29 protein-coding genes are annotated in these 26,683 nt (G+C 67.9%); 17 read left to right on the forward strand and 12 right to left on the reverse strand.

What is annotated here, in order from left to right:
- Window positions 1-158: 158 nt before the first annotated feature.
- Both ON33_RS19190 and ectB read right to left on the reverse strand, forming a co-directional pair.
- Complete coding sequence (locus ON33_RS19190) at window positions 159-425, reverse strand: hypothetical protein (RefSeq protein ID WP_157184605.1); 267 nt, start codon at window positions 423-425, stop codon at window positions 159-161.
- Between the two features lie 230 nt (window positions 426-655).
- Window positions 656-1,918 carry a diaminobutyrate--2-oxoglutarate transaminase gene (gene ectB, locus ON33_RS19195; protein WP_040860270.1) on the reverse strand — a complete coding sequence of 421 codons (1,263 nt, stop codon included), beginning with the start codon at window positions 1,916-1,918 and terminating at the stop codon, window positions 656-658.
- Between the two features lie 220 nt (window positions 1,919-2,138).
- Between ectB and ON33_RS19200 the strand changes: the two genes are divergently transcribed.
- From ON33_RS19200 to ON33_RS19210, 3 genes are read left to right on the forward strand one after another with little or no spacing between them, the layout of a single operon-like run.
- On the forward strand, window positions 2,139-2,942 hold the full coding sequence (locus tag ON33_RS19200; RefSeq protein WP_040860271.1) for an ABC transporter permease: 804 nt from the start codon (window positions 2,139-2,141) through the stop codon (window positions 2,940-2,942).
- Complete coding sequence (locus ON33_RS19205; RefSeq protein ID WP_040860272.1) at window positions 2,935-3,750, forward strand: ABC transporter permease; 816 nt, start codon at window positions 2,935-2,937, stop codon at window positions 3,748-3,750. Before ON33_RS19200 ends, ON33_RS19205 begins: the two co-directional genes overlap by 8 nt.
- Entirely contained in the window at window positions 3,747-4,736 is a 990-nt protein-coding gene (locus tag ON33_RS19210; protein ID WP_040860273.1) for an ABC transporter ATP-binding protein, read from the forward strand. Before ON33_RS19205 ends, ON33_RS19210 begins: the two co-directional genes overlap by 4 nt.
- Here ON33_RS19210 and ON33_RS19215 read toward each other — a convergent pair.
- On the reverse strand, window positions 4,700-5,338 hold the full coding sequence (locus ON33_RS19215; protein ID WP_040860274.1) for a DUF4389 domain-containing protein: 639 nt from the start codon (window positions 5,336-5,338) through the stop codon (window positions 4,700-4,702). The genes ON33_RS19210 and ON33_RS19215 overlap by 37 nt on opposite strands.
- 170 nt (window positions 5,339-5,508) lie before the next feature.
- On the opposite strand from ON33_RS19215, the gene ON33_RS19220 reads away from it, so the two are divergent.
- Genes ON33_RS19220 through ON33_RS19235 form a run of 4 tightly spaced genes read left to right on the forward strand, consistent with a single transcriptional unit; the run spans window position 5,509 to window position 9,485 of the window.
- On the forward strand, window positions 5,509-8,133 hold the full coding sequence (locus ON33_RS19220) for a sensor histidine kinase (RefSeq protein ID WP_245550585.1): 2,625 nt from the start codon (window positions 5,509-5,511) through the stop codon (window positions 8,131-8,133).
- Window positions 8,134-8,144: 11 nt separating this feature from the next.
- Window positions 8,145-8,573 (forward strand): roadblock/LC7 domain-containing protein, encoded by a 429-nt coding sequence (locus ON33_RS19225; RefSeq protein WP_040860275.1) that lies wholly within the window; start codon window positions 8,145-8,147, stop codon window positions 8,571-8,573.
- Complete coding sequence (locus ON33_RS19230) at window positions 8,570-8,911, forward strand: DUF742 domain-containing protein (RefSeq protein WP_040860276.1); 342 nt, start codon at window positions 8,570-8,572, stop codon at window positions 8,909-8,911. Before ON33_RS19225 ends, ON33_RS19230 begins: the two co-directional genes overlap by 4 nt.
- A 13-nt stretch (window positions 8,912-8,924) precedes the next feature.
- Window positions 8,925-9,485, forward strand: a complete 561-nt coding sequence (locus tag ON33_RS19235; RefSeq protein ID WP_040860615.1) for a GTP-binding protein — start codon at window positions 8,925-8,927, stop codon at window positions 9,483-9,485.
- Window positions 9,486-9,834: 349 nt separating this feature from the next.
- Here the strand turns inward: ON33_RS19235 and ON33_RS19240 are convergent, their stop codons facing one another.
- Window positions 9,835-10,155 carry a hypothetical protein gene (locus ON33_RS19240; RefSeq protein ID WP_040860277.1) on the reverse strand — a complete coding sequence of 107 codons (321 nt, stop codon included), beginning with the start codon at window positions 10,153-10,155 and terminating at the stop codon, window positions 9,835-9,837.
- A gap of 460 nt (window positions 10,156-10,615) precedes the next feature.
- Between ON33_RS19240 and ON33_RS19245 the strand changes: the two genes are divergently transcribed.
- Window positions 10,616-11,236: a DUF4254 domain-containing protein gene (locus tag ON33_RS19245; RefSeq protein ID WP_040860616.1), complete on the forward strand. Its 621-nt coding sequence runs from the start codon at window positions 10,616-10,618 to the stop codon at window positions 11,234-11,236.
- A 10-nt stretch (window positions 11,237-11,246) separates the two neighbouring features.
- On the opposite strand, the gene ON33_RS19250 is transcribed toward ON33_RS19245, so the two are convergent.
- The 3 genes from ON33_RS19250 to ON33_RS19260 are packed head-to-tail and all read right to left on the reverse strand — an operon-like array spanning window position 11,247 to window position 13,844.
- Window positions 11,247-11,597, reverse strand: coding sequence for a hypothetical protein (locus ON33_RS19250; RefSeq protein WP_040860278.1), 351 nt, complete (start codon window positions 11,595-11,597; stop codon window positions 11,247-11,249).
- Window positions 11,598-12,746: a fatty acid desaturase family protein gene (locus ON33_RS19255; RefSeq protein WP_051152463.1), complete on the reverse strand. Its 1,149-nt coding sequence runs from the start codon at window positions 12,744-12,746 to the stop codon at window positions 11,598-11,600.
- A gap of 33 nt (window positions 12,747-12,779) precedes the next feature.
- Entirely contained in the window at window positions 12,780-13,844 is a 1,065-nt protein-coding gene (locus tag ON33_RS19260) for a ferredoxin reductase (RefSeq protein ID WP_040860280.1), read from the reverse strand.
- Between the two features lie 243 nt (window positions 13,845-14,087).
- Here ON33_RS19260 and ON33_RS19265 point away from each other — a divergent pair, with 243 nt between their 5' ends.
- Window positions 14,088-14,696, forward strand: coding sequence for a TetR family transcriptional regulator (locus ON33_RS19265; RefSeq protein WP_083869133.1), 609 nt, complete (start codon window positions 14,088-14,090; stop codon window positions 14,694-14,696).
- Between the two features lie 23 nt (window positions 14,697-14,719).
- Here ON33_RS19265 and ON33_RS19270 read toward each other — a convergent pair whose 3' ends face one another.
- A complete protein-coding gene (locus ON33_RS19270; protein WP_040860282.1) occupies window positions 14,720-16,054 on the reverse strand; it encodes an MFS transporter in 1,335 nt (444 codons plus the stop codon).
- 77 nt (window positions 16,055-16,131) lie between these two features.
- Window positions 16,132-17,112, reverse strand: a complete 981-nt coding sequence (locus ON33_RS19275) for a helix-turn-helix transcriptional regulator (protein WP_083869093.1) — start codon at window positions 17,110-17,112, stop codon at window positions 16,132-16,134.
- Between the two features lie 102 nt (window positions 17,113-17,214).
- On the opposite strand from ON33_RS19275, the gene ON33_RS19280 reads away from it, so the two are divergent.
- Window positions 17,215-18,645 (forward strand): MFS transporter, encoded by a 1,431-nt coding sequence (locus ON33_RS19280; protein WP_083869094.1) that lies wholly within the window; start codon window positions 17,215-17,217, stop codon window positions 18,643-18,645.
- Between the two features lie 57 nt (window positions 18,646-18,702).
- Here the strand turns inward: ON33_RS19280 and ON33_RS19285 are convergent, their stop codons facing one another.
- Window positions 18,703-18,906 (reverse strand): cold-shock protein, encoded by a 204-nt coding sequence (locus ON33_RS19285; protein WP_040860283.1) that lies wholly within the window; start codon window positions 18,904-18,906, stop codon window positions 18,703-18,705.
- A gap of 204 nt (window positions 18,907-19,110) precedes the next feature.
- Window positions 19,111-20,025: a D-alanyl-D-alanine carboxypeptidase family protein gene (locus ON33_RS19290; protein ID WP_040860619.1), complete on the reverse strand. Its 915-nt coding sequence runs from the start codon at window positions 20,023-20,025 to the stop codon at window positions 19,111-19,113.
- A 94-nt stretch (window positions 20,026-20,119) separates the two neighbouring features.
- Between ON33_RS19290 and ON33_RS41370 the strand changes: the two genes are divergently transcribed.
- Window positions 20,120-20,299: a hypothetical protein gene (locus ON33_RS41370; RefSeq protein WP_157184606.1), complete on the forward strand. Its 180-nt coding sequence runs from the start codon at window positions 20,120-20,122 to the stop codon at window positions 20,297-20,299.
- 90 nt (window positions 20,300-20,389) lie between these two features.
- Entirely contained in the window at window positions 20,390-20,854 is a 465-nt protein-coding gene (locus ON33_RS19295; protein ID WP_040860284.1) for a flavodoxin family protein, read from the forward strand.
- Here the strand turns inward: ON33_RS19295 and ON33_RS19300 are convergent.
- The gene (locus tag ON33_RS19300; protein ID WP_157184607.1) at window positions 20,833-21,780 is read right to left on the reverse strand and encodes a hypothetical protein; all 948 of its coding nucleotides are present in this window, start codon (window positions 21,778-21,780) and stop codon (window positions 20,833-20,835) included. The two genes, ON33_RS19295 and ON33_RS19300, sit on opposite strands and share 22 nt — an antisense overlap.
- A 166-nt stretch (window positions 21,781-21,946) precedes the next feature.
- On the opposite strand from ON33_RS19300, the gene ON33_RS19305 reads away from it, so the two are divergent.
- The 5 genes from ON33_RS19305 (at window position 21,947) to cmrA (ending at window position 26,567) form a co-directional block, all read left to right on the forward strand.
- Window positions 21,947-22,525 carry a PadR family transcriptional regulator gene (locus ON33_RS19305; RefSeq protein WP_040860286.1) on the forward strand — a complete coding sequence of 193 codons (579 nt, stop codon included), beginning with the start codon at window positions 21,947-21,949 and terminating at the stop codon, window positions 22,523-22,525.
- The gene (locus ON33_RS19310; RefSeq protein WP_040860287.1) at window positions 22,522-24,549 is read left to right on the forward strand and encodes an NADPH-dependent 2,4-dienoyl-CoA reductase; all 2,028 of its coding nucleotides are present in this window, start codon (window positions 22,522-22,524) and stop codon (window positions 24,547-24,549) included. The genes ON33_RS19305 and ON33_RS19310 overlap by 4 nt, the downstream gene beginning before the upstream one ends.
- A complete protein-coding gene (locus tag ON33_RS19315; protein ID WP_040860288.1) occupies window positions 24,549-25,139 on the forward strand; it encodes a VOC family protein in 591 nt (196 codons plus the stop codon). Before ON33_RS19310 ends, ON33_RS19315 begins: the two co-directional genes overlap by 1 nt.
- 136 nt (window positions 25,140-25,275) lie before the next feature.
- A complete protein-coding gene (locus ON33_RS19320; RefSeq protein ID WP_040860289.1) occupies window positions 25,276-25,692 on the forward strand; it encodes a DUF4189 domain-containing protein in 417 nt (138 codons plus the stop codon).
- A gap of 80 nt (window positions 25,693-25,772) precedes the next feature.
- The gene (gene cmrA / locus ON33_RS19325; protein ID WP_040860290.1) at window positions 25,773-26,567 is read left to right on the forward strand and encodes a mycolate reductase; all 795 of its coding nucleotides are present in this window, start codon (window positions 25,773-25,775) and stop codon (window positions 26,565-26,567) included.
- The last annotated feature ends 116 nt before the right edge of the window (window positions 26,568-26,683 follow it).

Consider the following 26,683-nt stretch of genomic DNA (forward strand, 5'->3'; position numbering starts at 1 on the left):
GCGAGCCGGAGCAGGATGCGGCCCGCCACGCCTCGACGATGCCGTTCCGGCAGCGCCGGGTCACCGGTTGGAATCCGCGTGATTCTGGGCTTGCCGATCCCCTGACTGCCACGATGAATCCGCGACGAGGAGCCGAGAACGATCATGAGCAGCCCGAATCATCCGCTCAACGCCCCGTACGTCCGCGCTGACTGCCGGCACACCAATCCGCCGGTCGGCCCGATCACCGCGATCCTGGACTGCGGCACCAGGATCGACGACCCCGGCGTCTCGTTCGTAGCCCCCGACCGAGATGCCGCCGAGACCATCTCCCAGGCCGCCGTGAACCAGTTCTCAGGTGATGTCTGCGGCGGCGGCAGCGGAGCCGGCGAGGTCTGGCGCAGGCAGACCAGTCCCATCGGGCGCGACACCTGCTTCGTCGGCAAGACCTCGGATCCCACGCCTCCGCGCCCCACCCTGATGGCGGTGCACGAGGACCTGCACCTGATCGTGGTGGTCACGGGCTCGATGCCGGACTACCCTGGCGATTCCCCAATGACGATGCGGCGCTGCGGAGCTGGTTCGAGAAGTACTTCACGCGTCAGGTGGTGCCGGGTTCCCTCCGCAGCTGGGAACCCGGCACCGAGTCGGCACCGGTGTGGGCGGTGTCCGACGTCTAGTGGCCGTCGCGGACGATCTCCACGGCGCGGGTCAGAATGCCCAGGCCGTGGGTGATCTCGTCATCGCTGACGGTCAAGGGTGGGAGCAGCTTCACGACTTCGTCGTTGGCGCCGGAGGTTTCGACCAGCAGGCCGTGCTCGAACGCGACCTGGCAGACCTTCTCGGCCTGCGAGGCGTCCTCGAAGACCAGGCCGTGCACCAGGCCGCGGCCGCGGGTCGAGATGCCGGTGAAGGATTCGGTCAGCGCGACCAGGTGCTCATGCACCCGCGCGCCCTTGGCCAGGGTGGCGACCTGCAGGCGATCGTCGGACCAGTAGTGGCGCAGCGCCACTTCGGCGGTGACGAAGGCCGCGTTGTTGCCACGGAAGGTGCCGTTGTGCTCGCCGGGCGCCCACTGGTCGAGCTCCCGGCGCATGAGCACCAGCGCCATGGGCAGGCCGTAGCCGCCGATGGACTTCGAGAGCGCGACGATATCGGGGGTGATGCCCGCGACCTCGAAGGAGAAGAACGGGCCGGTGCGGCCGCAGCCCATCTGCACGTCGTCGACGATGAGCAGAATGCCGCGGGCCGAGCACAATTCGGAGAGCTGACGCAGCCATTCCGCGCGGGCCACATTGATCCCGCCCTCGCCCTGCACTGTCTCGACGATGACCGCGGCGGGCTTGTCCAGGCCGGACGAGCTGTCGTCGAGGGCGCGGCGCATCCACGAGAAGTCCTCGGGCTCCTCGAGGTAGCCGTCATAGGGCATCGGGGTGGCGTGTACCAGCGGGACGCCGGCGCCGGCGCGCTTGGCGGCATTGCCGGTGACCGACAGCGCACCCAGCGTCATGCCGTGGAAGGCGTTGGTGAAGTTCAGGACCGTGCTGCGGCCGGTGACCTTGCGCGCCAGCTTGAGTGCGGCCTCGACGGCATTGGCTCCGGTCGGGCCGGGGAACTGGATCTTGTAGTCCAGGCCGCGCGGGACGAGCACCAGATCGCGCATGGCCTCGAGCAGCCGGCGCTTGGCGACGGTCGACATGTCCAGGGCGTGGGTGATGCCGTCGCCGAGCAGATAGTCGATCAGCGCCTGCTTGAGCAGCGGGTTGTTGTGGCCGTAGTTGAGGGCGCCGGCGCCGGCGAAGAAATCGAGGTATTCCTTGCCGTTCTCGTCGGTGAGCCAGGCGCCACTGGCGGTGTCGAACACCGTCGGCCAGGAACGGCAGTAACCACGCACATTGGATTCGAGCGCCTCGAAAACGTTCGTGTCTGCCATGGTCATCGTCGGTCCTAGCGTCGCAACTAAGTGAAACGCTGATGTTTCTATCACAGGAACCGAGCCATGCACCCGCTTTCCGGCGAATCGGACGGGGACACCGCCGCCCGCGCCACCGCGTGACACACACCGCAACATACCGGCATCGAGCATAACTCGGCCCCGCGAAGCCGGTCCACGCAACTCGATTGCGGGACAACGGCCGCCCCCGTACTGTGAACCTCTTGTGCGCGGCGACGTGGGGGTCTACTGGCAGCTGGTCAAGGCAGGATTTCGCAGGCAATCGCACTACCGGCTCGCCATGCTGGCGGGCCTGCTGACCAATCTCGTGTTCGGCTTCGTGCGGGCCGCCGTGCTCATGACCGCCGTCCGCGTGAACAGCGGATTCGGCGGCTACGACCGCGGGACCATCGGCGCCTACATCTGGCTGTCGCAGGGACTACTGGGCGCCATCGCCTTCTGGATGCTGCCCGACATCGTGGAGCGCATCCGCACCGGCGACGTCGCGGTCGACTTCCTGCGGCCCATCGACATCCAATTCGCACAACTGGCCGAATATCTGGGCCGGGCGGCGTTCTCCCTGCTACCGCGTGGCATACCCAGCGTTCTCGTCGGTGTCCTCACCTTCGGGCTCGTGTTCCCGGCCACGCCGGCACCCTACGCGCTGGGCGCCCTCAGCCTGCTGCTGGCCATGACGCTCTCGTTCCTGTCCATGTTCGCGGTCAGCCTGGCCGGGTTCTGGCTCATCGAGACCCGCGGACTCCGGGCGTTGCACATGATCCTGGGGACCTTCCTGGCCGGGCTGTTCGCGCCGGTGCACCTGTTTCCGGACTGGCTGCGCGCCATTGCCTACGCCACGCCCTTCCCGTCCATGCTGCAGTGGCCGATCGATGTGCTCTCCGGCCGGACGACCGGGATGGCTGCGATGGAAATCCTTGTCGTGCAATGCTTCTGGTTGGTGATTCTGACAGGCGCCGGGCAGCTGCTGCTGCGGGCCGGCCGCCGCAAACTGGAGGTGCAGGGTGGGTGAGGCACGTCCCTCCCGGCTGACGCCCTACCGTGCCGTGCTCGGCTCGCGGGTGCGCGCGCAACGCGCCTATCCGCTGTCCTTCGCCGCGGATGTGCTGAGCGCCTTCCTGATCGGGCTGCTGGAGTTCGCCGAAATGTGGGTGATCTTCCACAACGTGCCCCGGCTGGGCGGGCTGGACCTGAACGCCATGCTGCTGCTGTTCGGAATGAGCAACACCTGTTTCGCCATTGCCGACATGGTGGTCGGGCATGCCGACACGCTGCCGACCTACATTCGCATGGGCAAGCTGGACGCCTTCTACCTGCGCCCGCAACCGCTGCTGCTGCAACTGATGACCAGCGATATCCAGCTGCGCCGGGTGGCACGCATCGGGGTGGCCGCCACCGTGCTGTCATTCGGCGTGGCGCGCAACGACATTCAGTGGAATCCGGCGCACCTGATGCTGTTTGCCGTCACCCTGATGTCCGGAATCACCATATTCGCCGGGCTTTTCGTGTGCGCGGCCGGTGCGCAGTTCTTCCTCATCGACGGCGCGGAGCTGACCAATGCCTTCACCTACGGCGGGTCGTACGCGTCCATGCAACCGACCTCGGTGTTCCCCACACCGATGAAACTGGTTTTCGGATTTCTGATTCCGGTCGCTTTCACCTCGTACCTGCCCGCTATCGCACTGCTCGGACTGCCCGGGCCCGCCCTGCTGCCGAACTGGCTGGCCTGGGCCGCGCCGGTGGCGGCGGCATGGGTGTGGGCGGCCGCGCTGCTCCTGTGGCGGCTCGGGACCAGGCACTATCAAGGAGGCGGCGGGTGAACGGTGCCATCATCGATATCGAAGACCTGACAAGGACTTTCGTGCTCACCAAGAAGGAGGGCCGCTGGCGGCGCCGGCGCGAGGTGCTCACCGCGGTGGACGCGATGAGCTTCCGGATCGAGCCGGGCGCGGCGGTCGGCTATATCGGCGCGAACGGGGCGGGCAAGTCCACCACCATCAAGATGATCACCGGCATCCTGGTGCCCTCGGCCGGGCGGCTGCGCACCTGCGGCCTGGACCCGGTCCGGCACCGCCGCGAACTGGCCGGGCGGATCGGCGTGGTGTTCGGGCAGCGCTCGCAGCTGTGGTGGGATCTGCCGCTGCGCGAATCGTTCTCGATCCTGGCCGCCATCCACCGGCTCCCCCCGGCGGCGGCGCGCACCCGCACCGCCGAGCTCATCGAGCAGCTGGAGATGGGCGGCACCCTCGACACCCCGGTCCGGCAGCTGTCGCTGGGCCAGCGCATGCGCGCGGAAGTGGCCGCCGCCCTGCTGCATTCGCCCGAACTGGTCATTCTCGACGAGCCGACCATCGGCCTGGATGTGCTGTCCAAGCAGCGATTACGCGAATTCCTACGGCACGAGCGCACCCAGCGCGGCACCACCCTGCTGCTCACCACCCACGACATGGGCGATATCGAGCGGCTGTGCGAGCGAGTGCTGGTGGTCGACGACGGCCGGCTGGTCTATGACGGCTCGCTGACCGGGCTCGGCGCGACCGTCGGCGCGCAGCGGGTGCTCACCGTCGATCTCGCCGAGCCCACCCCCGACCTGTCCGACCTGCCCGGCGCCAAACTGCTCGACAGTCAGGGCGCGGGCATGCGGCAGCGGCTGGCCTTCGACACCGAGAGCACCACTGCCGCACAGCTGCTCACGGCCGTCTCGGCCCGCGCCGAGGTCCGCGACCTCTCCATCGAGGAGCCCGATATCGAGGACGTCGTGCGGCGCCTCTACGAGGCCGCGGCGTCGGGCTCCCTCGCGCCCTGATCGAGCCGGAACGGCGGGTAGTCGTCGGTCATCAGGGACGCGTACGCGCGCACCCGCAGCGTCCAGCGGTTGACGCCCATGGAGAAGTCGTACAGGCCCCGCGGGTACGCGCCGGTGAAGAGCAGCCCGATGGCGGCGACGAGCAGCAGGATCGGCAGCAGCGACAGCTGATTGCGGCCACCGCCCATGAACGCGGCCACGATCAGGTACTGCGGAATCGCCAGCAGCCACCATTTGATCAGGACCATCCAGCGATTCAGTTGCTCGGGATAGTCGACTTCCAGATCGGCCGGGTAGTCCGGATCGGGTTGCAGGCTGAACGGCGGGTAGCGGTCGGTGCCCAGTTGCGAGAGCGCGTAGAAGCGCACCCGCCAGCTCCAGCGCAACACGCCGACATTGAAATCGAAGAGCGCTCGTGGATACGAGCCGGTGAAGAGGATCGCGAAGAAAGCGATGATGCTGACCACGAGATACGCGATGCTCAGGAAGATCAGCACAATATAGTGCGGAATAGCAAGTATCCACTTGACTATCCACATCCAGCGGGACAACCCCGGGTCGAGGTCTCCCCGCACGCGCATCGGATAAACGGAACTGGGCATGGCCCTCACTCCTCTCGAGCGCCGGCGGTCTCAGCGCGCCCGCCGGATGAACAGCGGTGAGCCGTTGTTCATCCCATTGTTTCCCGCGCGACGCGAAGAGCACATCTGCTTCTCACACATTGTGACCAGATTTGTAATGCTGTGCGCAGAGCTGATTTACGGGAGACTGAGTGAAGGTGCGTCCGGCGAAGCTGTTGCCGACCGGCAACGTAAAGTTCGCGCCGCCAACGGAATTGCTACGACCCCGCACCATCCGGGCACGCTTGCGCCGCATTCTCATCGTCTCCGTGACCCTGGTGCTGGCCCTGCTGACCGTGATCGTCGCCCGCGAGGTGAACGACTATCGGGACACCGGGGACACCGACCGGGCGGTACATCTCGCGCTGGCGGTCCAGGACCTGGTCCACGAGGTGCAGCGCGAACGCGGTCTCACCAACGGCCTGCTCGGCGGTGACACCGCCTCCCGGCCCGCGCTCGGCAATCAGCGGCTGGCCACCGACAGCGCACTGCAGGAACTGAATTCGGCGCTGGGCGAACAGGCGCCGGGCGCGGATCTGGTGCGGACGGCGCTCAACCAGTTCTCCGGGGTGACCACCAATCGCGCCGACGTGGACAGCGGACGCGCCGACCGGACCGTCTCGTTCACCTTCTACACCACGGCGATCGCCGCGCTGAACCAGGCGCGGCCCGCCCTCGACCACGCGCAGGACCCGCAGCTGTGGCGGGGGCTGCAGAGCCTCTACGCGCTCGGCGACGTCAAGGAGTTCACCGGTCAGGAGCGCGGCTTCCTCAACGGCGTGTTCGCCGCCGGCGGCTTCGGGTCCGGCGAGTACGTGCGGTTCCTCGACATCCGCGCCGCCAAGCAGGCCGCGATCACCGCCTTCGAACGCGATGCCACGGCCGCCCAGCGTGCCCGGCTGGCCACCGCCATGCACACCGATGAGTCGGTGCGCGCCGGTGACGCGGAGGCCATCGCCATCGCCTCGGCGCGCGGGGCGCTCACCGAACCGGTGAATCCGGCCGACTGGTGGCGGGAGATGAGCTCCGTCGTCGACGGCGAGCGATCCGTGCAGCGCAGCGTGGGCAACGAGATCACCGCGCGGGCGGGCGAACTGCGCCGCGACGCCGCGGTCCGGCTGACGCTCTACGTGCTGGCCGCACTGCTCGCCATCGCCACCGAGGCGACGCTGATGATAGCCAGTGTGCGGGCCATCGTGCGGCCGCTGGCAGCGCTGGCCCGGGAGGCCGACCACGTCGCGGGCGAGCGGCTGCCACAGCTCATCGCGGCCTGGCAGACCTCCGAGGGCGTGGATCCGGATCCGCCGGAACCGGTGCGCGCCGACGAGGCCGCCGGCGCGGAGATCGTCTCGGTGGCGGCGGCGCTGGACCGGGTGCAGAGCACCGCCTACGAACTCGCCTCCGCCCAGGCGCGGCTGCGCCGCAACACCACCGAGTCCATGGCCAACCTGGCCCGGCGCAATCAGAATCTGGTGCGCCGCCAGCTCGGACTGATCAGCGACTTCGAGCGCGAGGAGCTCGACCCCAGCGCGCTGTCGAACCTCTTCGAGCTCGACCACCTGGCCACCCGCATGCGCCGCAATGCCGAGAGCCTGCTGGTGCTGGTCGGCGAGTCCAGCCCGCGCCGGTGGTCGAAACCCATTCCGCTGACCGATGTCATCCGGGCCGGGCTCTCCGAGGTCGACGACTACCGCCGGGTGGTGCTACGCCGCGTGGACCCGACCGCGGTCGCGGGCGCACACGTCACCGAGATCGCGCACATGCTGGCCGAACTCATCGAGAACGGACTGTCCTTCTCACCGCCCGATCAGGAGGTGGAGATCTACGGCCGGCGGCTGGGTACGCGCTACATGATCGCGGTGGTCGACCACGGCGTCGGCATGCCGCCCGACCAGCTCGCCACCGCCAATGCCCGGCTGCGCGGGGAAGCCGACTTCCTGGTGGCGCCCACCCGCTTCCTCGGTCACTACGTGGTCGGCAGGCTCGCGCGGCGGCTCGGGGTCGAGGTCGAGCTGACCGTCTCCCCCACCGGCGGTGTGGTGGCGCGGCTGGTGCTGCCCGCCGAACTGCTGGGCGACCCCGACGCCGAACTCCCCGCGCCGCCCGAGGACTCGAAACACGCTGCGGGAGCACAGCTTCCCACCGTCGTCGACACCATGCCGGACCCGAAGCCGGGACGCCACAGCTCCCGGAACACGGCCGCGGCGGATCGCGCGACGCCCGCCCCCGCGACCAGCGTCGATACCGAGAAGCCCACCGGGACAGCGGATTCCACGGGCCCGACCGAACTCATCAGCACACCCGGCGAGACGCCCGCCGCCGCGAGCGAAAAACGCAACGGCACTTCGGCGGTGTCGAACGGCATCAAGCTGGTACCCCTGCCCGACCGCACCGAACCCCCGCGCGCGACCCCCGCCGAGCGCCTCTTCGGTGGCCCCGCGACCGGATCGTTCGCCATCCAGCCTGGACCGCCGGAGCCGAACCCCGGCCTCGCGAGCTCACCGCCCCCGGCGACCGAGGTTTCGGCAGCCGTCCCGGAGGCGCAACGTACGCGAAACGGTCTCGTCAAGCGCACCAGGAAGACTCGCGAGAACCCCGGTTCACCGGATGGCGATCGACCGGCACCCGCACCGCAGCCCGCGGCCCCGGCCACGGAACGCACACCGGACACCGCGGAACGCACACCGGAAACGGTGCGCAGCATGCTCGCCGGATTCCGCTCCGGACACCAGCGCGGGCAGAGCGGCGAACCGCCGCGATCAGGATCGAAAGCATAGGAGGACACCGGGTGACGACCCACTACACCGACACCGATCCGCACACCTTCAATTGGCTGCTGGCCGACTTCGTGCGCACTACCGACGGGGTGCGCGACGCGGTGGCGGTGTCCTCCGACGGGCTGCTCATGGCCATGTCCCAGGGCCTGGACCGGACCGCGGCCGACCGGCTCGCCGCCATCGTCTCCGGGCTCACCAGCCTCGGCCGAAGTGCCTCGCGCAGTTATGATTTCGACGGCCTGCGGCTTATCATGATCGAGATGGGGCGCGGCTTCCTGCTGGTCTCCGCCATGAGCAACGGCAGCTGTATCGGCGTGATCGCCGACCACGAGGCCGATGTCAGCCTGGTCGGCTATCAGATGGCGGTGCTGGCCGACCGCGCCGGCGCGCTGCTCACCCCGGCGCTGATCACCGAACTGCGAGAGTCACTGAGCCGATGAACGATTGGCACCGGCACGAGGAACAGGTGGTGCGACCCTTCCTGGTCACCTCCGGCCGGACCAGGCCCGTCGTCGACGGCCTGCGCATCGAAACGCTGGTGCGCGCCGCCCCGGCGGCGCTGTCCGCGCCGCTGCGCTTCGAACTCGAACGGGTGGTGCGGCTGTGCCAGCGCCCGCACTCCATCGCCGAAATCGGTGCGGCGCTTCGGGTTCCGATCGGCGTCGCCCGGGTACTGGTCAGCGATCTGGTGTCCGCCGGACACGTCTCGGTGGGCCGGACCGATGAACTCTCCACCACCGCTCTCGAAAGGATCCGGGACCTTGTTCGCAACCTCTGACCCCGCCGCGCCCCTGGCCTCCTCGGTGAAGATCGTGACCAGCGGCGGCTTCGGCGTCGGCAAGACCACCTTCATCGGCGCCATCTCCGAGATCGAGCCGCTGGCCACCGAGGCCGCCATGACCGAAGTGTCGGTGGGACTGGATGATCCGGGCCCGGCGACCGGCAAGACCACCACCACCGTCGCGCTGGACTTCGGCCGCATCACCCTCGATTCGAACCTGGTGCTCTATCTTTTCGGCACCCCCGGTCAGGAACGCTTCGAATTCCTCTGGGACGACCTGCTCGACGGCGCGCTCGGCGGTGTGCTCCTGGTCGACACCGGCCGGGTGGAGGAATGCTATCCGGTGCTGGACTTCTTCGAACGGCGCGGCACGCCGTTCGTGGTGGCGGTCAACCGTTTCGACGACGGGCCCCGCTTCGAGCTCGAGGAGGTCCGCGAGGCCCTCGACCTCTCTCCCGGCATCCACCTCATGGATTGCGATGCCCGCGACCGGGACTCGGTGAAAACCGTCCTCGTGGCACTGCTGGAACAGATCCTGCAGGCCCGCCGCTCCCCGGCGCTGGCCGTCTGACGATCCGGCCGAAAAAATCGCCCCGAGTGCGCAAGCACTCGGGGCGATCGCCCGAAAACCCTTCGCTCTATTGCGAATTAACGGCCGAAGGATCCCGTCCACAGGGTGTTGAGCAGACCACCCAGGGCCGCGCTACCGGTGTCCAGCACGCCGTTCAGCGCAGCGGAACCAGTGTTGATGATAACCGGGATCATGTTTCAACCTCTCTCTGGTGAATGCCGCCGTCCGGGATTTCCGTTCGGCGACCGGACCCACACTGCCGAGGCAGACTTAGGCGAACCTTGCCTGTAGCTGAGAGGTAGCTAAGACGGCGTGTGTGGCCCATCACAGGGACAGGACCGTCCAGTTCCTACTGTGGCGGCGACGACCCCTGCGAATACAGGCTCACTTCGCCGCCCTCTCCCAGAAACGCGTTGACCAGCATTGTTCCGCTGGAACGCAATTCGTCGGGGTCCGGCGCGGCGGTCGTTACGGCGACCTGCGGCAGCGCGCCCCAGTTCACGACAAACCGATCGGGCGGTCCGTTGTCGTCGGACAGATGCGCGAGCCGGAACACCGACACCGTTCGGCGAACAATCAGATTGCGGACGACTTCGGCAATTCGCTCGGGATCTTCCAGCGCGAACATGAAACCGAACCGCAGCTCGGGCGAAGAAGCATAGGCGGGCACGAATATCGAGGCTAACGGACTACGGCGCGCCACGCCCTCGGCGCGCCGCACTGATAGCTATTCATAAGCCTTGGTAACTGTACCCGCGGGTAGCAGGCTCGCCCTGGTCGAGCCCACCCACGAACCCGTCTCACACACCGCCCGCGCAGGTGTCGATCAGCCTTCAACCGCAGCGGCCATGTGACCGTCTTGTAATGCTGTATAACGATTTTCAGGCAGCTTCGCCGATCACGCGCCGGATGGTTGCGCCCCTCCGACTATCGCGCTTTCCTGAATATGTCCCGCATTATCGGACAGTCTTCTCATCGCATCGTCGCGGATTTCCCGGTTACTTCACCGTGTCGCTGGTGGTGGGCTGTGCGTTCCGGGTGCGGGGCTGCGCCGGAGCCGAGGGGAGCCCCTCCCCGAAACCCCCTCGGTCCTGGCGCATCCACACATGCGACGGCCGAGGGTGGGAATCATGGCAACCGACTACACCGGAGCGGGTTTCGGGGCCGAGCTCCCGCCACCGTCAACGCTGTTGCGCGCCTTCCGCGAACCGGTCGACTCCGACCGTCACGATCGCGATGTCCTCGAATCAGCACACGAACTCGTGCGCTGCCACGAACACCGGCATCGCGCCCTCGACACGGCGCATGCCGCCGACGCCACCCCCGACGATGTCGCCGACAGCACCCACTACGTCGACCGGATCGACGAGCGCCGGGCCGAACTGGTGGCCCGCATCGACGACTGGGTGGCGGTGAACATTCCGCACCGCGCCGGAGCCTCGCTGCATACCGAGACCCTGGGCGCGGTCATCGACCGGATGGCCGCGAAATGGGTTGCCGCACAACGGGCTCTGGGCAATACCGAGCCCGAGCCGGGTACTGCCGAGGCCGGGCCGATGCGGCCTTCGAAAGCAGCCGACGGGCGAGCCCGGCGACGCGCGGTGGCGCATCGCATCAGCGAGGACCGGCCCCGCCGCGGGGTGGACACGGAGGCCCACCTGCAGTGGTACCGCCTCGCCGAGCTCGCCGACGGCTATCGGGATCTGATCGCGGACGTCGCCCAGCACCGCCGGCGACTGCCCAGCTGGTGAGGAACCCCGGCTAGCGGGGATCGACCACCTCGGCGTCGATGACGTCGTCGCCCGTGACCCGCTCGCTGCGGACCGGCTTCGTTGCCGAATCATCCTGCGCGGGTGCGGGTTCCGGGGTGTCGCCGTCCTCGTCGAGATCGTCGGCCAGGTTCTCGGCGGTGGCCCGCTGGGCAGCCGCGTCCTGGGCGGCAGCGGCGGCGGCCTCTCGCATCTCGATGGCGTCGGTGATCCAGTCACCGATCTCGCGCGTCACCTCGGCGACGGTGCCGGTGATGATCGAGGCGATATTGCCGACGTGCCGGGCTCCCGACGACGTCAATTCCTGGATCAGATCCTTGTTGCTCTCGAACTTGGAAATCATCTATACGCCCACTTCGCTCGCCTGCCCCCGGCGCATCACGATAACACCGGCCTGTGCTGAATTCTTGACCAGGAACGGCGGCAGCGCCAGCTTGAACAGCTTCGCCCACACCGAACCGATCTGCCGGGAGAAGCGGCCGGTGTTGTAGGGCAGGCCGTGCTTTTCGCACAGCGCCTTCACCTCGGGGGCGATTTCCGGGTACCGGTTGGCCGGCAGGTCCGGGAACAGGTGGTGCTCGATCTGGTGCGACAGGTTGCCGGACATGATGTGGAAGAGCTTGCTGCCCTTGATGTTGGCCGAGCCCAGCATCTGGCGTACGTACCACTCACCCTGGGTCTCCTCGGCGCACTCCTCCTTGGTGAACGTCTGTACGCCCGTCGGGAAGTGGCCGCAGAAGATGATCGAGAACGTCCACAGGTTGCGCACGATATTGGCGGTGAAGTTGGCGGCGAGGGTGGACAGGAACAGCGGCCCGGTCAGCGCCGGGAACACCACGTAGTCCTTGAGCACCTGACGACCGGCCTTGCGCCACTGGCCCTGGAGCAGGGTCTTGACCTCGCTCCAGGGCTTCTTACCCCGCACGATGTTCTCGACCTCGAGGTCGTGGCCCATCACGCCCCACTCGAAGGCCACCATCAGGATGAAGGCGTAGAGCGGGTTGCCCAGCCGCAGCACGTTCCAGCTCTGCGCCTCGTCCACGCGCAGGATGCCGTAACCGACGTCGCGGTCCATGTCGAGGATGTTGGTGTAGGTGTGGTGCATGTAGTTGTGCGAGTGCCGCCACTGGTCACTCGGGCAGACCGTATCCCATTCGAAGACACGGGAATTCAGGGTCGGCTCACGCATCCAGTCCCACTGGCCGTGCATGACGTTGTGGCCGATCTCCATATTGTCGAGAATCTTCGACACGCTCAGCGCGGCCACGCCGGCCAGCCAGAACGGCGGCAGGAAGCCCAGGTAGAGCAGGCCGCGGCCGGCGATCTCGAAGCCGCGCTGGGCCTTGATGACGTTGTAGATGTACTCGCGGTCCCGGTCGCCCAGGTCGGCGGTGATGCGGGCGCGCAGCGCGTCCAGCTCACGGCCGATCTCCTCGACCTGGTCGACGCTGAGCACCAGCGGGCCCTCGGTGGTTTCGGTGAGGATCGCCATGATGATCCCTCCTGTTCAGATGGCGGATATGAGTCAGAGAGCGAGGTCGACGTCCCCGACGGGGGCGTTGATGCAGATCTGGATGGGCTGATCCGGGTCGCTGTCGAGCTCCCCGGTGCGCAGGTTGCGGGTGCAGCCGCTGCGCTTGACGGCCGTACAGGAGAAGCAGATGCCCATGCGGCAGCCGTACTCGGGGCTGAGGCCCGCGGATTCGGCCTGCTCGAGCAGGCTTTCGCCGGTGTTCTCGGCGACCACGCCGGAGTCGGAGAAGGTCACCTTGCCCTCGGCGTCGGCCGGGTTCACCACCGTGGTGGCGAGGGTGAACTCCTCACTGTGCAGCCGGTCGCCGAGCTGTTCGGCCTCGTAGACGTTGCGCACCGCGGCCATCAGGCCGGGCGGGCCGCACAGGTAGGTCTGCGCGGACGCGAACCAGGGCGCGAGGGACTCCAGCTCGTCGTAGCCGAAGCCGGCGTCGCGCTGGGTCTCCGGGTAGCGGAATTCGATGCGGACATTGCCGTGCTGCATGGCGATCGCCTCGAGCTCCTGGCGATGCGGCACCCATTCCGGAGAACGGTTGTAATGCAGGAACAGGATGCGGCCGCGGTAGCCCTCGTTGGCGAGGGTGCGCAGCATGGACAGCACCGGCGTGATGCCGCTGCCGCCGCTGATCAGCACGATCTGCTCGGGCCGCGACTCGGGCAGGTGGAACACGCCCGCGGCGGGCTCGAGGTCGACGACCATGCCGGGAATCGCGTTGTCGTGCAGGTGATTCGAGACCAGCCCCTGCGGGTGGGCCTTGACGGTGAGTTCGATGTGCCGGTCGCGGCGCCCCTCGGCGTTGACCGGCGAATAGCAGCGGGTGTGGCGCACGCCGTCGATCACGACGCCGATCTGCACGTACTGCCCCGCCACGTGCCCGGACCACTGCCGGGCGGGCTTGAGGGTGAGAGTGACCGAGCCGACCGCGCTGCGCCGCACGTGGGTGATCTCCGCGCGCATCGAGCGCCGGGTCAGCGTAGGGCGCACCAGCTCGAGGTAGCGATCGAGCGGATGCGGGGTGGTCATTGTCTTCTGCACCAGGTCGAGTAGTCCGACCATGTGAGCCTCCTGTCACGTCGCCGGGCTGAGCGACGCCTCTTCGCAGTCGATGCGCCCCCGGCGTGACCTCGTTGTCACGCCGGCCGGACACTGGGCCGCGCTGGACCCTGATATCCTTTCGGTGCACATCTGTACACTGAAATAGTGTGCCGGGCGAAGCCACTCCAGTTCAACCGGCAGTTCGTGTGACCCACACGACATCTTGCGAATGGAACGAATGTGAACGCATGTATGGTGATCGAGATGAGCGAGCAGGCAGCCACCCGAGTCGAGCGCAAGGAGCGCACCCGCGCGGCGCTACTCGACGGCACCCTCGCCCTGGCCGCGGACCGCGGCTTCGCGGCCCTGTCCCTGCGTGAGATCGCACGCTCGGCCGGCATCGTGCCCACCGCATTCTACCGGCACTTCGCCTCACTCGACGAACTCGGCACCACCCTGGTCGAGGAGGGCGTACGTCGATTGCGCTTGGCGCTGCGGGAAATGCGGCGCACTCCGAACGCGACGCTGGCGCAGACCGTGCGCTTCGTCTTCGACCAGGTCGACGGCAAACGCGACCTGTGGGGCTTCCTGATTCGCGAACGCCACGGCGGCTCGGCCGCGCTGCGCGGTGCCATCGCGGTCGAAATGCAGCTCATCGAACGGGAATTGGTGGTCGACCTGTCCCGGGTGCAGGCGCTGGACGACTGGTCGCCCGACGATCTGGAGCTGGCCGCGGACCTCATCGTGTCCACGGTCGCCGACCGGATCGCCGACTACCTGGTGGCCGAATCCCGGGATAGCGCGCGGACCGTGGAGCGCGCGGTCCTGCAGGTGCGGCTCATCGCACTCGGCATGGGTGTGTGGCGACCCTGAATTGATCGCCGCCGGCCCCTGGATCAGCGGCCGCGCAGATCGTCTCCGCGCACGGGCAGCAGCAGCATCAGACCGATGATCAGGACCAGCAGCAGGCCAACGATTCCCGCCCGCTCGGCGTCGAACGCCCAGATGAAGAAGCCGAAAAGGGTTGGGGCCAGGAAGGATACGGCGCGACCCGTGGTGGCGTAGAGCCCGAACATCTGCCCTTCGCGACCCGGCGGAGACACCCGAACCAGGAACGAGCGCGCGGAAGCCTGTGCGGGGCCGACGAATACGGTCAGTGCCAATCCGAAGATCCAGAACACGATCGGCCCGGACAGCACCAGCAGGAACGCTCCACACACGATCATGCCGGCCAGCGAGGTGACGATCACCGCCTTCGGTCCGGTGCGGTCGTCGAATCGGCCGCCGACCAACGCGCCCAGGGCCGCAACCACATTCGCGGCGATGCCGAACAGTAGTACGTCCGAATCCGCGATGCCGTACACCCGCACCGCCAGGATCGCACCGAAGGTGAACACCCCGGCCAGGCCGTCCCGGAACACCGCGCTGGCCAGCAGGAACGCCACCGTGCGCCGATCGACGCGCCACAGTACCCGGATGTCCCGGAAAAGCAACCGGTACGAACTCAGGAACGACCGGACCGGCACGTCCGCACCGGGATCGGCGGCGGTGCGCGGCACCTCGGGGACGAACAGGAACAGCGGCACCGCGAATCCGGCGAACCACACCGCCGCCAGCACCGCGACCAGGCGGATGTTCAAGCCGTCCTCGATCGGCACGCCGAGCAGACCGCGATAGTCGCCCTTGCCCGCGATGAAGCCGCCATAGCTGATCAGCAGCAGGATGATCCCGCCGAAATAGCCCATGGCCCAGCCGAACCCCGACACCCGCCCCACATTCGCGGGCGTGGACACCTGTCGCAGCATGGCGAAATACGGCACATGCGAAAGCTCGAACGCGGCCGAACCGATGCCCAGCAGCGCCAATCCGAGCCACAGGTAGTGAAAGTCGGCACGCACGAAGAACATGGCCGCCATCAACAGCACCGTCAGCGAGGTCAGCAGGCCCAGTGCCAGTTTGCGTCTCGCGGTCGCATCGAACCACTGTCCGGCCACGGGCGCGGTCACCGCCACCACGAGACCTGCCGCACCCAGCGCCCATCCGAGCCAGGCGCTGGGCGAGATCCCGCCCGGCAGCTCCTTGCCCACCTTGTCGGTCAGATACACCGAGAACACGAAGGTCAGGATCACCGCGTTGAACGCCGCGCCCGCCCAGTCCCAGAATCCCCACGCCAGCGCCGTCCCCCGCCCGGTCGCCCGACCCACGGTGACTTCTCCCGAGCCCTCGGTCATGCGACGCAGAGTAGGCGACCCACTCCCCTCGCGTGCGACATCCGCGCACGCCGCGCGTCAGCGCGGTCGAGAACCGCTCACGCCCAGGCGCGGTCGTCGACGGCGAGCGCGCGGCCGTGGGCCTGCTCGACGTGTTCCGACCACGGGCGACGCCGCTCGCCGGTCGTCATGGACAGCAGTGCGCGGAGTTTGTCCCAGGCCCCGGCGTCGGACGGCGTCCAGACCTGCATCCACGCGCCCGCGATGGAGGGCAGCGACATGCTGGTCATGTACATCTCGAGTTCGCCGACGGCGAGGTTGCGGACGACGCGGGTGCGGCCCAGCGGCAGCGCTACGTCATTGCGGGCCCACAGTTCCGCGAAATGCGGGCTCGCCGACACCATATCGTCGATGAACTCCACCCATTCGGGGTCGCCCAGATTGCGGGCGTATGCGGCGCGCAGGTAGCCGACCATGCGAGCCAGGTGGTCCGGTTCCGAGTGGGGCGGGTAGGGCGTGCAGCACTCGTCGGCCAGGAACACCTTGCGCAACACGTTCCGAGAACCGCTCATGAACATCGGATACATGGCGGCATAGGCCGTATTGCAGGCCAGCACATCGTATTTGGCGGTGAACAGGGCGGCGGGCAGCGGATGCATGTGGTCGAGGATGATCTGCACCTCCTCGGGCACCGGCTCCTCGACGACCGGCGACGGCGCCGTCGGGACGTCCGCGAGCCGGTACAGGTGTGCGTGCTCGGCCCCGTCCAAACAGAGCGCCCGCGCGATCGCATCCAGCACCTGGACACTGCAATTGATGTCGCGGCCCTGCTCGAGCCAGGTGTACCAGGTGATCCCCACCCCCGCCAGCTGCGCCACCTCCTCGCGCCGCAGTCCCGGGGTGCGCCGGCGCGCGCCCGTGGGCAGGCCGACATCCTCCGGGCGGATGCGGGCCCGCCGCGATTTCAGGAAGGTCGACATCTCCTCGCGCCGGGCCTTGCGCACCGACCGCGAATTGCCATTGGGCGCGGCCGCATCGGTGACCGTCTCGACACTGCCGTACCCCGCTGCTGACACCATCACTCCATGGTGACGGTATTCGCTAGGGGTATCCAGGTGGTGCCGGTACCCGTATAAGCAGACTCCTGTCGCCCGGTCCGGCGGCCCCGCACGCTGATTCGCATGACACAGAGCCTCACCCCATCTCCACCCTCCACCGTGGCGGCTCCCGCTCCCGTCACCGTTCGGCGGCCGCTCGCGGTGCTGGTCGTCATCCTGCTCGGCCAGTTCATGGCCGTGCTGGACGCGTCCATCGTGAACGTCGCCATTCCGTCGATCCGAACGTCTTTGCACGCCACGGGTTCCGGGCTGCAACTCATCGCCTCCGGGTACGTCATCGCGTACGCGGTGCTGCTGGTCACCGGCGCGCGGCTGGGCGACCGGTTCGGGCAGCGCACCATGTTCCTGACGGGGCTGGCGCTGTTCACCCTCGCCTCGCTGACCTGCGGGCTGGCCTGGAATTCGGGCTCGCTCATCATCTTCCGGTTCCTGCAGGGCGTCGGATCGGCGGCCATGGTGCCGCAGGTGATGACCATCCTGCAACGCTCTTTCACCGGGCCCGCGCGGGCGAGGGCGCTGTCGGCCTACGCGACCGTCATCTCCGGCGGCATGGTCGTCGGCCAGATCCTCGGCGGCATCATCGTGAGCGGTGACATCGCCGGAACCGGCTGGCGCGGCGTGTTTCTGGTGAACGTGCCCATCGGCCTGGCGTTGCTCGCCGTCGCCCCGCGCATCCTGCCGGCCGTCACCACCGGCGTGGACCGCAAACTCGACCTGGGCGGTCTCGCCGTCCTGACCGCCTCCGTGCTGGCGCTCGTAGTGCCCTTGGTACTCGGCCACGAACAGGATTGGCCGCTCTGGACCCGAATCACCTTGGGCGCGTCCGTATTCGGGTTCCTCGCCTTCGCGGTGGTGGAGCGCTGGGTGCACCGCCGCGGCGGGGAACCGCTCTTCGCCGACCGCGTGCTGCGGGCTCCGGGCCTGGTGCTCACCGCGGCCGCCCTGTTCCTGGTCATGTGCACCTTCGGCGGCTGGGTGTTCGTTCTCACCATCCATCTGCAGTCCACGCTCGGTGACAGCGCGCTGCACGCCGGTCTGCTGTTCCTCCCCAATGGCGTGACCTTCGGCCTGGTGAGCCTGAACTGGACCCGCATCCCCGCCCGCTTCCACCGCGCGATGATCCCGGCCGGGCTGTGGATCGCCGCCTTGACCACCATCGCCATGGGCCTGCTGATGCGCGGCGGCCACGATATCGGCCCGCTCGAACTGACCGTCTTCGGCCTGATGGGTATCGGCTACGGCCTCGCCTTCAGCCCCCTCATGGCCCGCGCCACCGCCAAGATCCCTCTCGCCCTCGCCGCCGACGCCAGCGGCATCCTCGTCACCTGCGTGCAGCTGGGCGTCGTGATCGGCGTATCCGGTTTCGGCACGATGTTCCTCACCCTCACCGGTTCAACCGCCCTCTCGGCCGCGCACGCGGTGGGCGCCACCGCCGTCGCCGAAGGCCTCACCCTCGTGGCCGCCGGGGCGCTCGCCGCCCGGGCCGCCCGCTGACCTGCCCGAAAACACGAAAACCCGCGCTGTTCAGCGCGGGTTTCGCAATGTCAGCTCCTAGATGGCGCGGACGTTCTGCGCCTGCGGGCCCTTCTGGCCCTGGCCGATCTCGAACTCGACTCGCTGACCCTCGTCGAGGGACTTGAAGCCGGTTCCGGCAATCTCGGAGTAATGGACGAAAACGTCGGGACCGCCGCCGTCCTGCGCAATGAACCCGAAGCCCTTTTCGCCGTTAAACCACTTCACACTGCCTTGCGACATACTTTTTTGTTTCTCCCTGTTGTGAGCCGAGCGATCACATCAACAACCCGTGCTCCTCACATAGCATGGCACACTTTCGCGCATCCGTCGGAAGCGACCCGAAGGCCAGTGACCCGGATTACCATTGCGCCGGATCTGAAATGTTGTGGTTCCAAATCGCCTGGCCAGTCACCCGCGAGCAATCGCGCCCCGCGGGATCCGGCGTCAGCCGATCGACAGCGCGGTCAGGATCGGGTCGTAGGCCCAGTTCAGCATGCGCTCGGCGTCGTTCTTCGCGGCGATACCGCTGCCGGGCGAGCTGTGCAGGACCACACCGATCAGGGGGATTCCCGCCCGTACGGTTTCGAAGAGCAGGCAGGCTCCCGCGGCGTCGGTCGATCCGGTCTTGATGCCGATCGTGCCGGGATAGCTGCGCATCAGCAGGTTCGTGCTCTGCCAGACATGATCGCGATTGCCCGGGCCGGCGGGCTGGTGATAACTCTGCGAACCGGCGACCTCACGGAACACCGGCAGGCTCATCGCGCGCAGTCCCAGGGAGATCAGGTCGGCCGGCGTGGAGTAGGTGGCACCGTCGGTGGGGACGGGCAGGCCGCTGGGATCGGCGAAAAACGTTCCCGCCAAGCCCATTTCACGCGCGGTGTCGTTCATCCGGGCGAGGAAGCCGTCCTGACCGGGTCCGTAGGACTCGGCCAGGGTGTAGGCGGCGTCGCAGCCCGACGGCAGCAGCAGCGCGTACAAGAGCTGCCGCGTGGTGAGCACCTCACCGGCGGCCAGGCCCGCGGTGCTGCCGTCGTTCCGGACGCAGTAGGCGATGCTCTCCGGCGGCACGGTGATGGCCCGTTCCAGGTCGCCGGCGTTGAGGACGACCAGCGCCGTCATCACCTTCGCGATGCTGGCGATCGGGAACGAGGTGTCCGGCTCGCGCGACCACAGCATGGTGCCGGTGATCCCGTCCGCCAGCGCCGCCCCGGGCGCCTGCACCCCGTCCGGCTCGGAATTCAGCCACGGCAACTGAACAAGCGGGGCGCTCACGGCCGGGGCAGCCGTGGCAGCCTGACCGACAGCTACGACCACCGCTGCCGCAACGACAGCCTGCAACAATCGTGCAAATGTCCGCATATGCGGCATTCTGCCGTTCATATCCGCGGATAAGCGGGATTTCGCCCATCGAGTTGCCGCACCTGTCGAGAATCGGCGTATAATCAGCTAACTTTTGGCGCTACCCGCCCGTCGCCGCTCACTCATCGGCCGAAACGCCGGTTGCCGGGCAGACCCCGACGCACCCCTCGCCGACCTGGTCGACACCGCGATGCGCGGCCTGCGGCCCGCCCTGAAATCCCTTCTCGCCGGTCCCGCGACGCCGCCCTGGGATCCCCGCGCGAAGCGCGTGTGACGGGCAGCACAGCGAATAGGTGTCACGGTCGGGCCGGCCGGCGGTGTCTCCGAGGGTGTCCGGATCTCAGGGGAAGCGAAGGAGTTCGAGATGAAGGCGCTGATCGTGTGCGTTTCGGTGTCGCACGGCAATACGCGGCGGGTGGCGGAGGCCATGGGCGACGTGTTGGAGGCGACCGTGATGGAGCCCGAGCAGGTCGCGGTGGGGGCGCTCGGGGAGTACGACCTGGTGGGGTTCGGGTCGGGGATTTTCAATCAGCGGTTTCATCCACGACTGCGCGAGTTCGTGCGGGGGCTGCCGAGCGCGCAGCGCGGAAAGGCATTCGTGTTCGCCAGCAGTGGGTTTCCGCCGCAGCTGTGGCCGATGGCGCGGCTGGTCCGGCGGGCGGGATTCGAGGTGGTCGGCACCTTCTCGGTGCGGGCGTTCGACACCTGGGCTCCGCTGCGCCTGATCGGCGGTGTCAACAAGGGGCGGCCCGACGCCGAAGATCTGGAGGCGGCCCGGCGGTTCGCCGCCGAGCTGCGCAATGGTCTTCAGCTGACCGCGAAGGAATAGGTGGGGGCGGTGCTCGCGGCCTTGGTGGCGTCGTAACTCACGACATAGGAGCCGGTGGCGGGCGCGGGGACCACGAAGACGGCAAAAAGGTCCGCCTTGTCGATGGTTTGGTTGCGGTTGAGCAGTTCGTCGATGGGGCCGCGGATGTCGGCGACCACATTCCGGCCGTCGGGGGTCTTGATGCTGAAGTACTCGTAGAAGACGTTCAGTCCGCCCGCGGCGATGCCGGAGCCGCCGACCAGCCTGATGTGCAGGGCGAGATCCATCTTGTTGCGCTCACCCTTGGTGTAGCTGGGTGTCAGTGTGCCGCCGGTGATTTCGACGGTGGTCTGGTCCTGCACCAGCTTGCCGGAGACGTTCAGGGGCTTGGGGGCGACGCTGTCGGCCTTCCCGTCGGCCTTCAGCGGGATCAGGGTCTGGTTGTCCGCGGAGGTGCCGTAGACGATGGTGATGGTGTCGAGCAGGTGCTCGGCATTGTCCAGCCTTGTCACCGACGTGGTGACATCGCCTGCGGCCGAACCCTTTCCGGGCACGTCAGGATTGTCGAATCCGGCCCCGCCGTCGAGCGCGCCGCCGATCTGGACGCCGGGAACGACGCTGAGGGTCTGGTCCTGCGTGGTGGTGTTCTTGTAGGTGATGTCCACGCGCACCTTGGCCCCGCCGAATTCGTCAGGGGTCACGGTCGCCTTGTCGACGGTGATCTCGAAACCCTCGTACCAGGCGGTCTTGCCGATGGCGCGCACGGTCACCTGCGAATTCGCGCCACCGGGCTTGCCGGTGTCACCCGGCTGCCCGGCGCCCAGGGCCACGGAGCTCACCGAGGTGGGCGTGGCGCCGGGGGTGTCCTTGTCGTTGCAGGCCGTCATCAGCACCGCGGAGGTGGCGATGAGCACCGCGGCACCCACCGTCGTGAATGTCGAACGCATGGCTTCTCCCCTGAAGTTCTCCCCGCCCGACGCCCCGGGCAAGTGATTCGCTCTGAAATCAGGTTCGCGACCAGCCGCGTTAACCGACACACCGGCAGGTCGGCACCACACCGAAAGTCTATGCACTGAATTGCATAGTACGTCTCGTAGCAGTTACCCTGGCGGCATGGCCCTCGAACACGCGCTGCTGGTATCGCTGACCGAACGCGCCAGCTCGGGATACGACCTGGCGCGCCGCTTCGACAAATCCATCGGTTTCTTCTGGAACGCTACCCATCAGCAGATCTATCGCGTGCTCAAACGCATGGACGAGCAGGGCTGGGTGATCGCCGAGACCGTGCCCCAGGAGGGCCGCCCGGACAAGAAGGTCTACACCGTCTCCGACGCCGGCCGCGACGAACTGATCCGCTGGATCGCCGAACCCGCCGACCTGGAACCCATGCGCAACGAACTCGGCGTGAAGCTGCGGGCCGCCTCCCTCGGCAATATCGACGCGCTCACCGGCGAGGTGCAGCGCCACCGCGACCAACACGCGCACCGGCTCGACCTGTACCGCACCTTCGAGAAGAAGGACTACCCCGCGCCGGATCAGCTCACCGGCCCCAAGCTGCACCAGTACCTCGTTCTGCGCGGCGGCATCCGCGTCGAGGAGGGAATCGTCGACTGGTGCGAGGAAGTACTAGACGCCCTGAAACGCGACTCAGCCCGGTCGCAGGCGTCCGAACCGAAAGGCTCTCCGCGATGAGCGCGTACCCGCACCTGTTCGAACCCCTGGACCTGGGATTCACCACGCTGCGCAACCGCGTGGTCATGGGTTCCATGCACACCGGCCTCGAGGACCGGGCCTGGCACACCAACCGGCTGGCCGCCTACTTCGCCGAGCGCGCGAAAGGCGGTGTGGGACTGATCATCACGGGCGGCTACGCCCCCAACCGCACCGGCTGGCTGCTGCCCTTCGGCGCCAAGCTGACCAACAAGACCGAGGCCTACCGGCACCGCGCCATCACCAAGGCCGTGCACGCCGAGGGCGGGAAGATCGCGCTGCAGATCCTGCACGCGGGCCGCTACTCCTACATGCCGACCAGCGTCTCGGCGTCGGCCATCAAGGCCCCGATCAACCCGTTCAAGCCGCGCGCGCTGTCGGCCAAGGGCGTCGAGGAGACCATCGACGACTACGCGCGCTGCGCCGCCCTGGCCAAGTTCGCCGGGTACGACGGCGTCGAGATCATGGGCGGTGAAGGCTATTTCATCAACCAGTTCCTGGCCGAGCGCACCAACAAGCGCAAGGACAAGTGGGGTGGCTCGCCGGAGAACCGCCGCCGCATCGCCGGTGAGATCGTGCGCCGGGTGCGCAAGGCGGTCGGACCGGACTTCATCATCGTCTTCCGGCTCTCCATGGCCGATTTCGTCGAGAAGGGCCAGACCTGGGACGAGATCGCCGCCGTCGCCAAGGATGTGGAGGCCGCGGGCACCACCATCATCAATACCGACATCGGCTGGCACGAGGCCCGGGTGCCCACCATCGTCACCTCGGTGCCGCGCGCCGCGTTCGTGGAGTGGACCGCGAAGGTCAAGGACATCGTGGACATTCCGGTGTGCGCGTCCAATCGCATCAATATGCCCGAGACCGCCGAGGAGATCCTCACCCGCGGCGACTCCGACCTGGTGTCGCTGGCCCGCCCGCTGCTCGCCGACCCGGACTGGGCACGCAAGGCCCAGGACGCGCGAGTGGACGAGATCAACACCTGCATCGCCTGCAACCAGGCCTGCCTGGACCACGCCTTCCAGGCCAAAACCGTGTCCTGCCTGCTGAATCCGCGCGCGGGCCACGAGACCGAGCTGAAGCTGCTGCCCACCCGCCGGACCCGGAAGTTCGCCGTCGTGGGCGCGGGCCCGGCCGGGCTCTCCGCCGCGGTCAGCCTGGCGCAGCGCGGGCATCACGTGGACCTGTTCGAGTCCGACGACAAGATCGGCGGGCAGTTCGACATCGCCCGCCGCATCCCGGGCAAGGAAGAGTTCAGCGAGACCCTGCGCTACTACACCCGGCAGCTCGAAATCACTGGCGTGCGTGTGCATCTCGAGACCCGGGCCACCGCCGAACAGCTCATCGCGGGCGGCTACGACGAGGTCGTCCTGGCCACCGGCGTGAAGCCGCGCATCCCCGACATCCCCGGCATCGACCACCCGAAGGTGCTCACCTACGCCGAGCTGGTGCGCGACGGCAAGCCGGTGGGCAAGAAGGTGGCGGTCATCGGCGCGGGCGGCATCGGCTTCGATGTCAGCGAATTCCTCACCGTCGAAGGGCATCCCAGCCTCAAGCTCGACGAGTGGAAGGAAGAGTGGGGCGTCTCCGAGGATCCGACTGTGCCCGGCTTCGTCACCACTCCCAAGCCCTCCCCGGCTGCCCGCGAAGTCGTTCTCCTGCAGCGCAAGTCGTCCTCCTTCGGCAAGGACCTGGGCAAGACCACGGGCTGGGTGCACCGGGCCGCGGTCAAGGCCAAGGGCGTCGAGCAGATCGGCGGCGTCAACTACGAGCGCATCGACGACCGCGGGCTGCACATCAGCTTCGGCGAGAAGCGCCAGCGCCCGCGGATCATCGAATGCGACAACGTGATCCTGTGCGCCGGCCAGGAATCCGTGCGCGACCTGCACCAGCCGCTGCAGACCGCGGGCGTGAAGGTGCACCTCATCGGCGGCGCCGACCTGGCCTCCGAACTCGACGCCAAGCGCGCCATCAACCAGGGCACCCGGCTGGCGGCGGCCCTGTAATGCCGAACCTCACCCGCCTGAGACTGCCCGGAGACGAGCAGTCCTGGGCGGCACTGGGTTTCACCGTCAACGGCGGCCGCATCCGGATCGGCCGCATCGCCTGCACCCTGGGCGCGCCCGCCTGGGGCTTCGACGAAATCCATGCCGCCCCGGAATCGCTCGGCATCCCGTACCTGGAATCGACTGCGCCGGAATCGGATTCCACGGTCAAGCACCCGAACGGCGTGACCATCGTCGATCACGTCGTGTACTGGGTGCCCGACCTGGATGACGCTGTCACCGAGCTGACCGCCGTCCTGGGCATCCCGCCGCGGCGGCGCTTCTTCCCGCGCGGGCCGGAAGGCCCCGAAATGGCCTTCTACCGGGTCGGCGAACCCTTCATCGAAGCCGTGTCCTCCGGCCGCGCGGCCTCCCTGACCGGCGTCGCCTTCCTGTGCCCCGACCTGGACGCCACCGTCGCCGCGGTCCGCGCCGCGGGCGGACCGATCGGTGACCCCAAACCCGCCGTCCAGGGCGGTCGGATCGCCAGCGTCTGGCACGGCCACCTGGACTGGGGCATCGCCTTCATGGAGCCCAAACCCCGGAATTGACCCGGCCGCGGGGCGACGCTTCCGGCCGGACACGAAATGACCTATACACCAACCGATTCAGATGGTCGGGGATGTCGTACCGCCCTGTCATGATCGCGGAGCACTTGCTTCAACGATCCTGGGGGAGAAATTCTCTATGACCCTGTCTCGTAAGGCCGCCGTCGGCGTCGCCGCGGCCGCCGCGCTGTTCTCCGGCACCGTGGGGACCGCCCATGCCGGCGTCGACCTGTACGGCTCCTACGCGGTGACCGTGATCGGCGACCACTGGCGCATCGCCTACGCCTACAACGCGCCCGACCAGGCCACCGCCGACCAGCACGCCCTCGACCAGTGCGGCCAGGCCAACTGCGCCATCGCCGTGCGCTGGGTGAACGGCTGCGCGGCCCTCGTCGACCGCGACGGCAACCTGTACACGGGCGTCGGCAACTCCCTCGCCGAGGCCTCCCGCAACGCCCTGGCCGCCAGCGGCCCGGATCCGAACCCCCTGATGGTCAGCCTCGGCAGCGCCGACCCGAGCCAGGCCGCCGTGCTCGACTCCCGCTGCACCGGCTAGACCGGCTCGCTACGGTTCCGACCATGGGATGCGCCCTGTCGCGCATCCCATCCGCGCGGACATCGGTAGGCTCGGGTCCCGTGAGCCTGCCTGTACCCACCGCCGACAATCGTGCCGTCGTCACCGGAGCCTCCTCCGGGATCGGCACCGCCCTCGCCGAAGAGCTTGCCTCGCGGGGCTACTCGCTGATCCTCGTCGCCCGCCGCGGTGACCTGCTGGCCGAACTGGCCCAGCGGCTGACCGCGCGGTACGGCATCACCGCCGAGGTGCGCGCGGTGGACCTGTCCGACCGCGACCAGCGCGCGCCGCTGGCCAAGGAGCTGGCCGCCCGGGACATCGCGATCCTGTGCAACAACGCCGGCGTCTCCACCTTCGGCCCGCTGGCCAAGCTGGACCTGGACTACGAGCGCGACATCATGGAACTGAATGCCGTCGCCGTGCACGACCTCACGCTGGCCGTGCTGCCGGGCATGCTGGAGCGCCGCGCGGGCGGCATCCTCGTCACCGGGTCCGCGGCCGGCAACATGCCGATTCCGAACAACACCACCTACTCCGCGAGCAAGGCGTTCGTGAACACCTTCTCCGAGTCGCTGCGCGGCGAGCTCAAGGGCACCGGCGTCAATGTCACCCTGCTGGCGCCCGGCCCGGTCCGCACCGACAACCCGGACCAGGAGGAGATGGGCAACAAGATCCCGGAGTTCATCTGGGTCACCGCCGCCCACACCGCCAAGATCACCATCGACGCGCTCGCCCGCAACAAGATGCGTGTGGTCCCGGGCCTGATCAGCAAGGGTATGAGCCTGGCCGGGCAGTTCGGCCCGCGCTCGATCACCTCGGTGGTGGCCGGCGCCGCCTACAAGAAGCTGGGCAGCTGATCAGCAAACCGTCAAGATCGGCGAGAGCCTCGTAAAGGGGACGTTGCCGGACGTTCCGGATTGCTGGATCGGGCGTAGTCCTGGTGACGGCCCCGCAAGAAGAGAAAGCGGGGAGC

Source organism: Nocardia niigatensis NBRC 100131 (assembly GCF_000308655.1).
Lineage (GTDB): Bacteria > Actinomycetota > Actinomycetes > Mycobacteriales > Mycobacteriaceae > Nocardia > Nocardia niigatensis.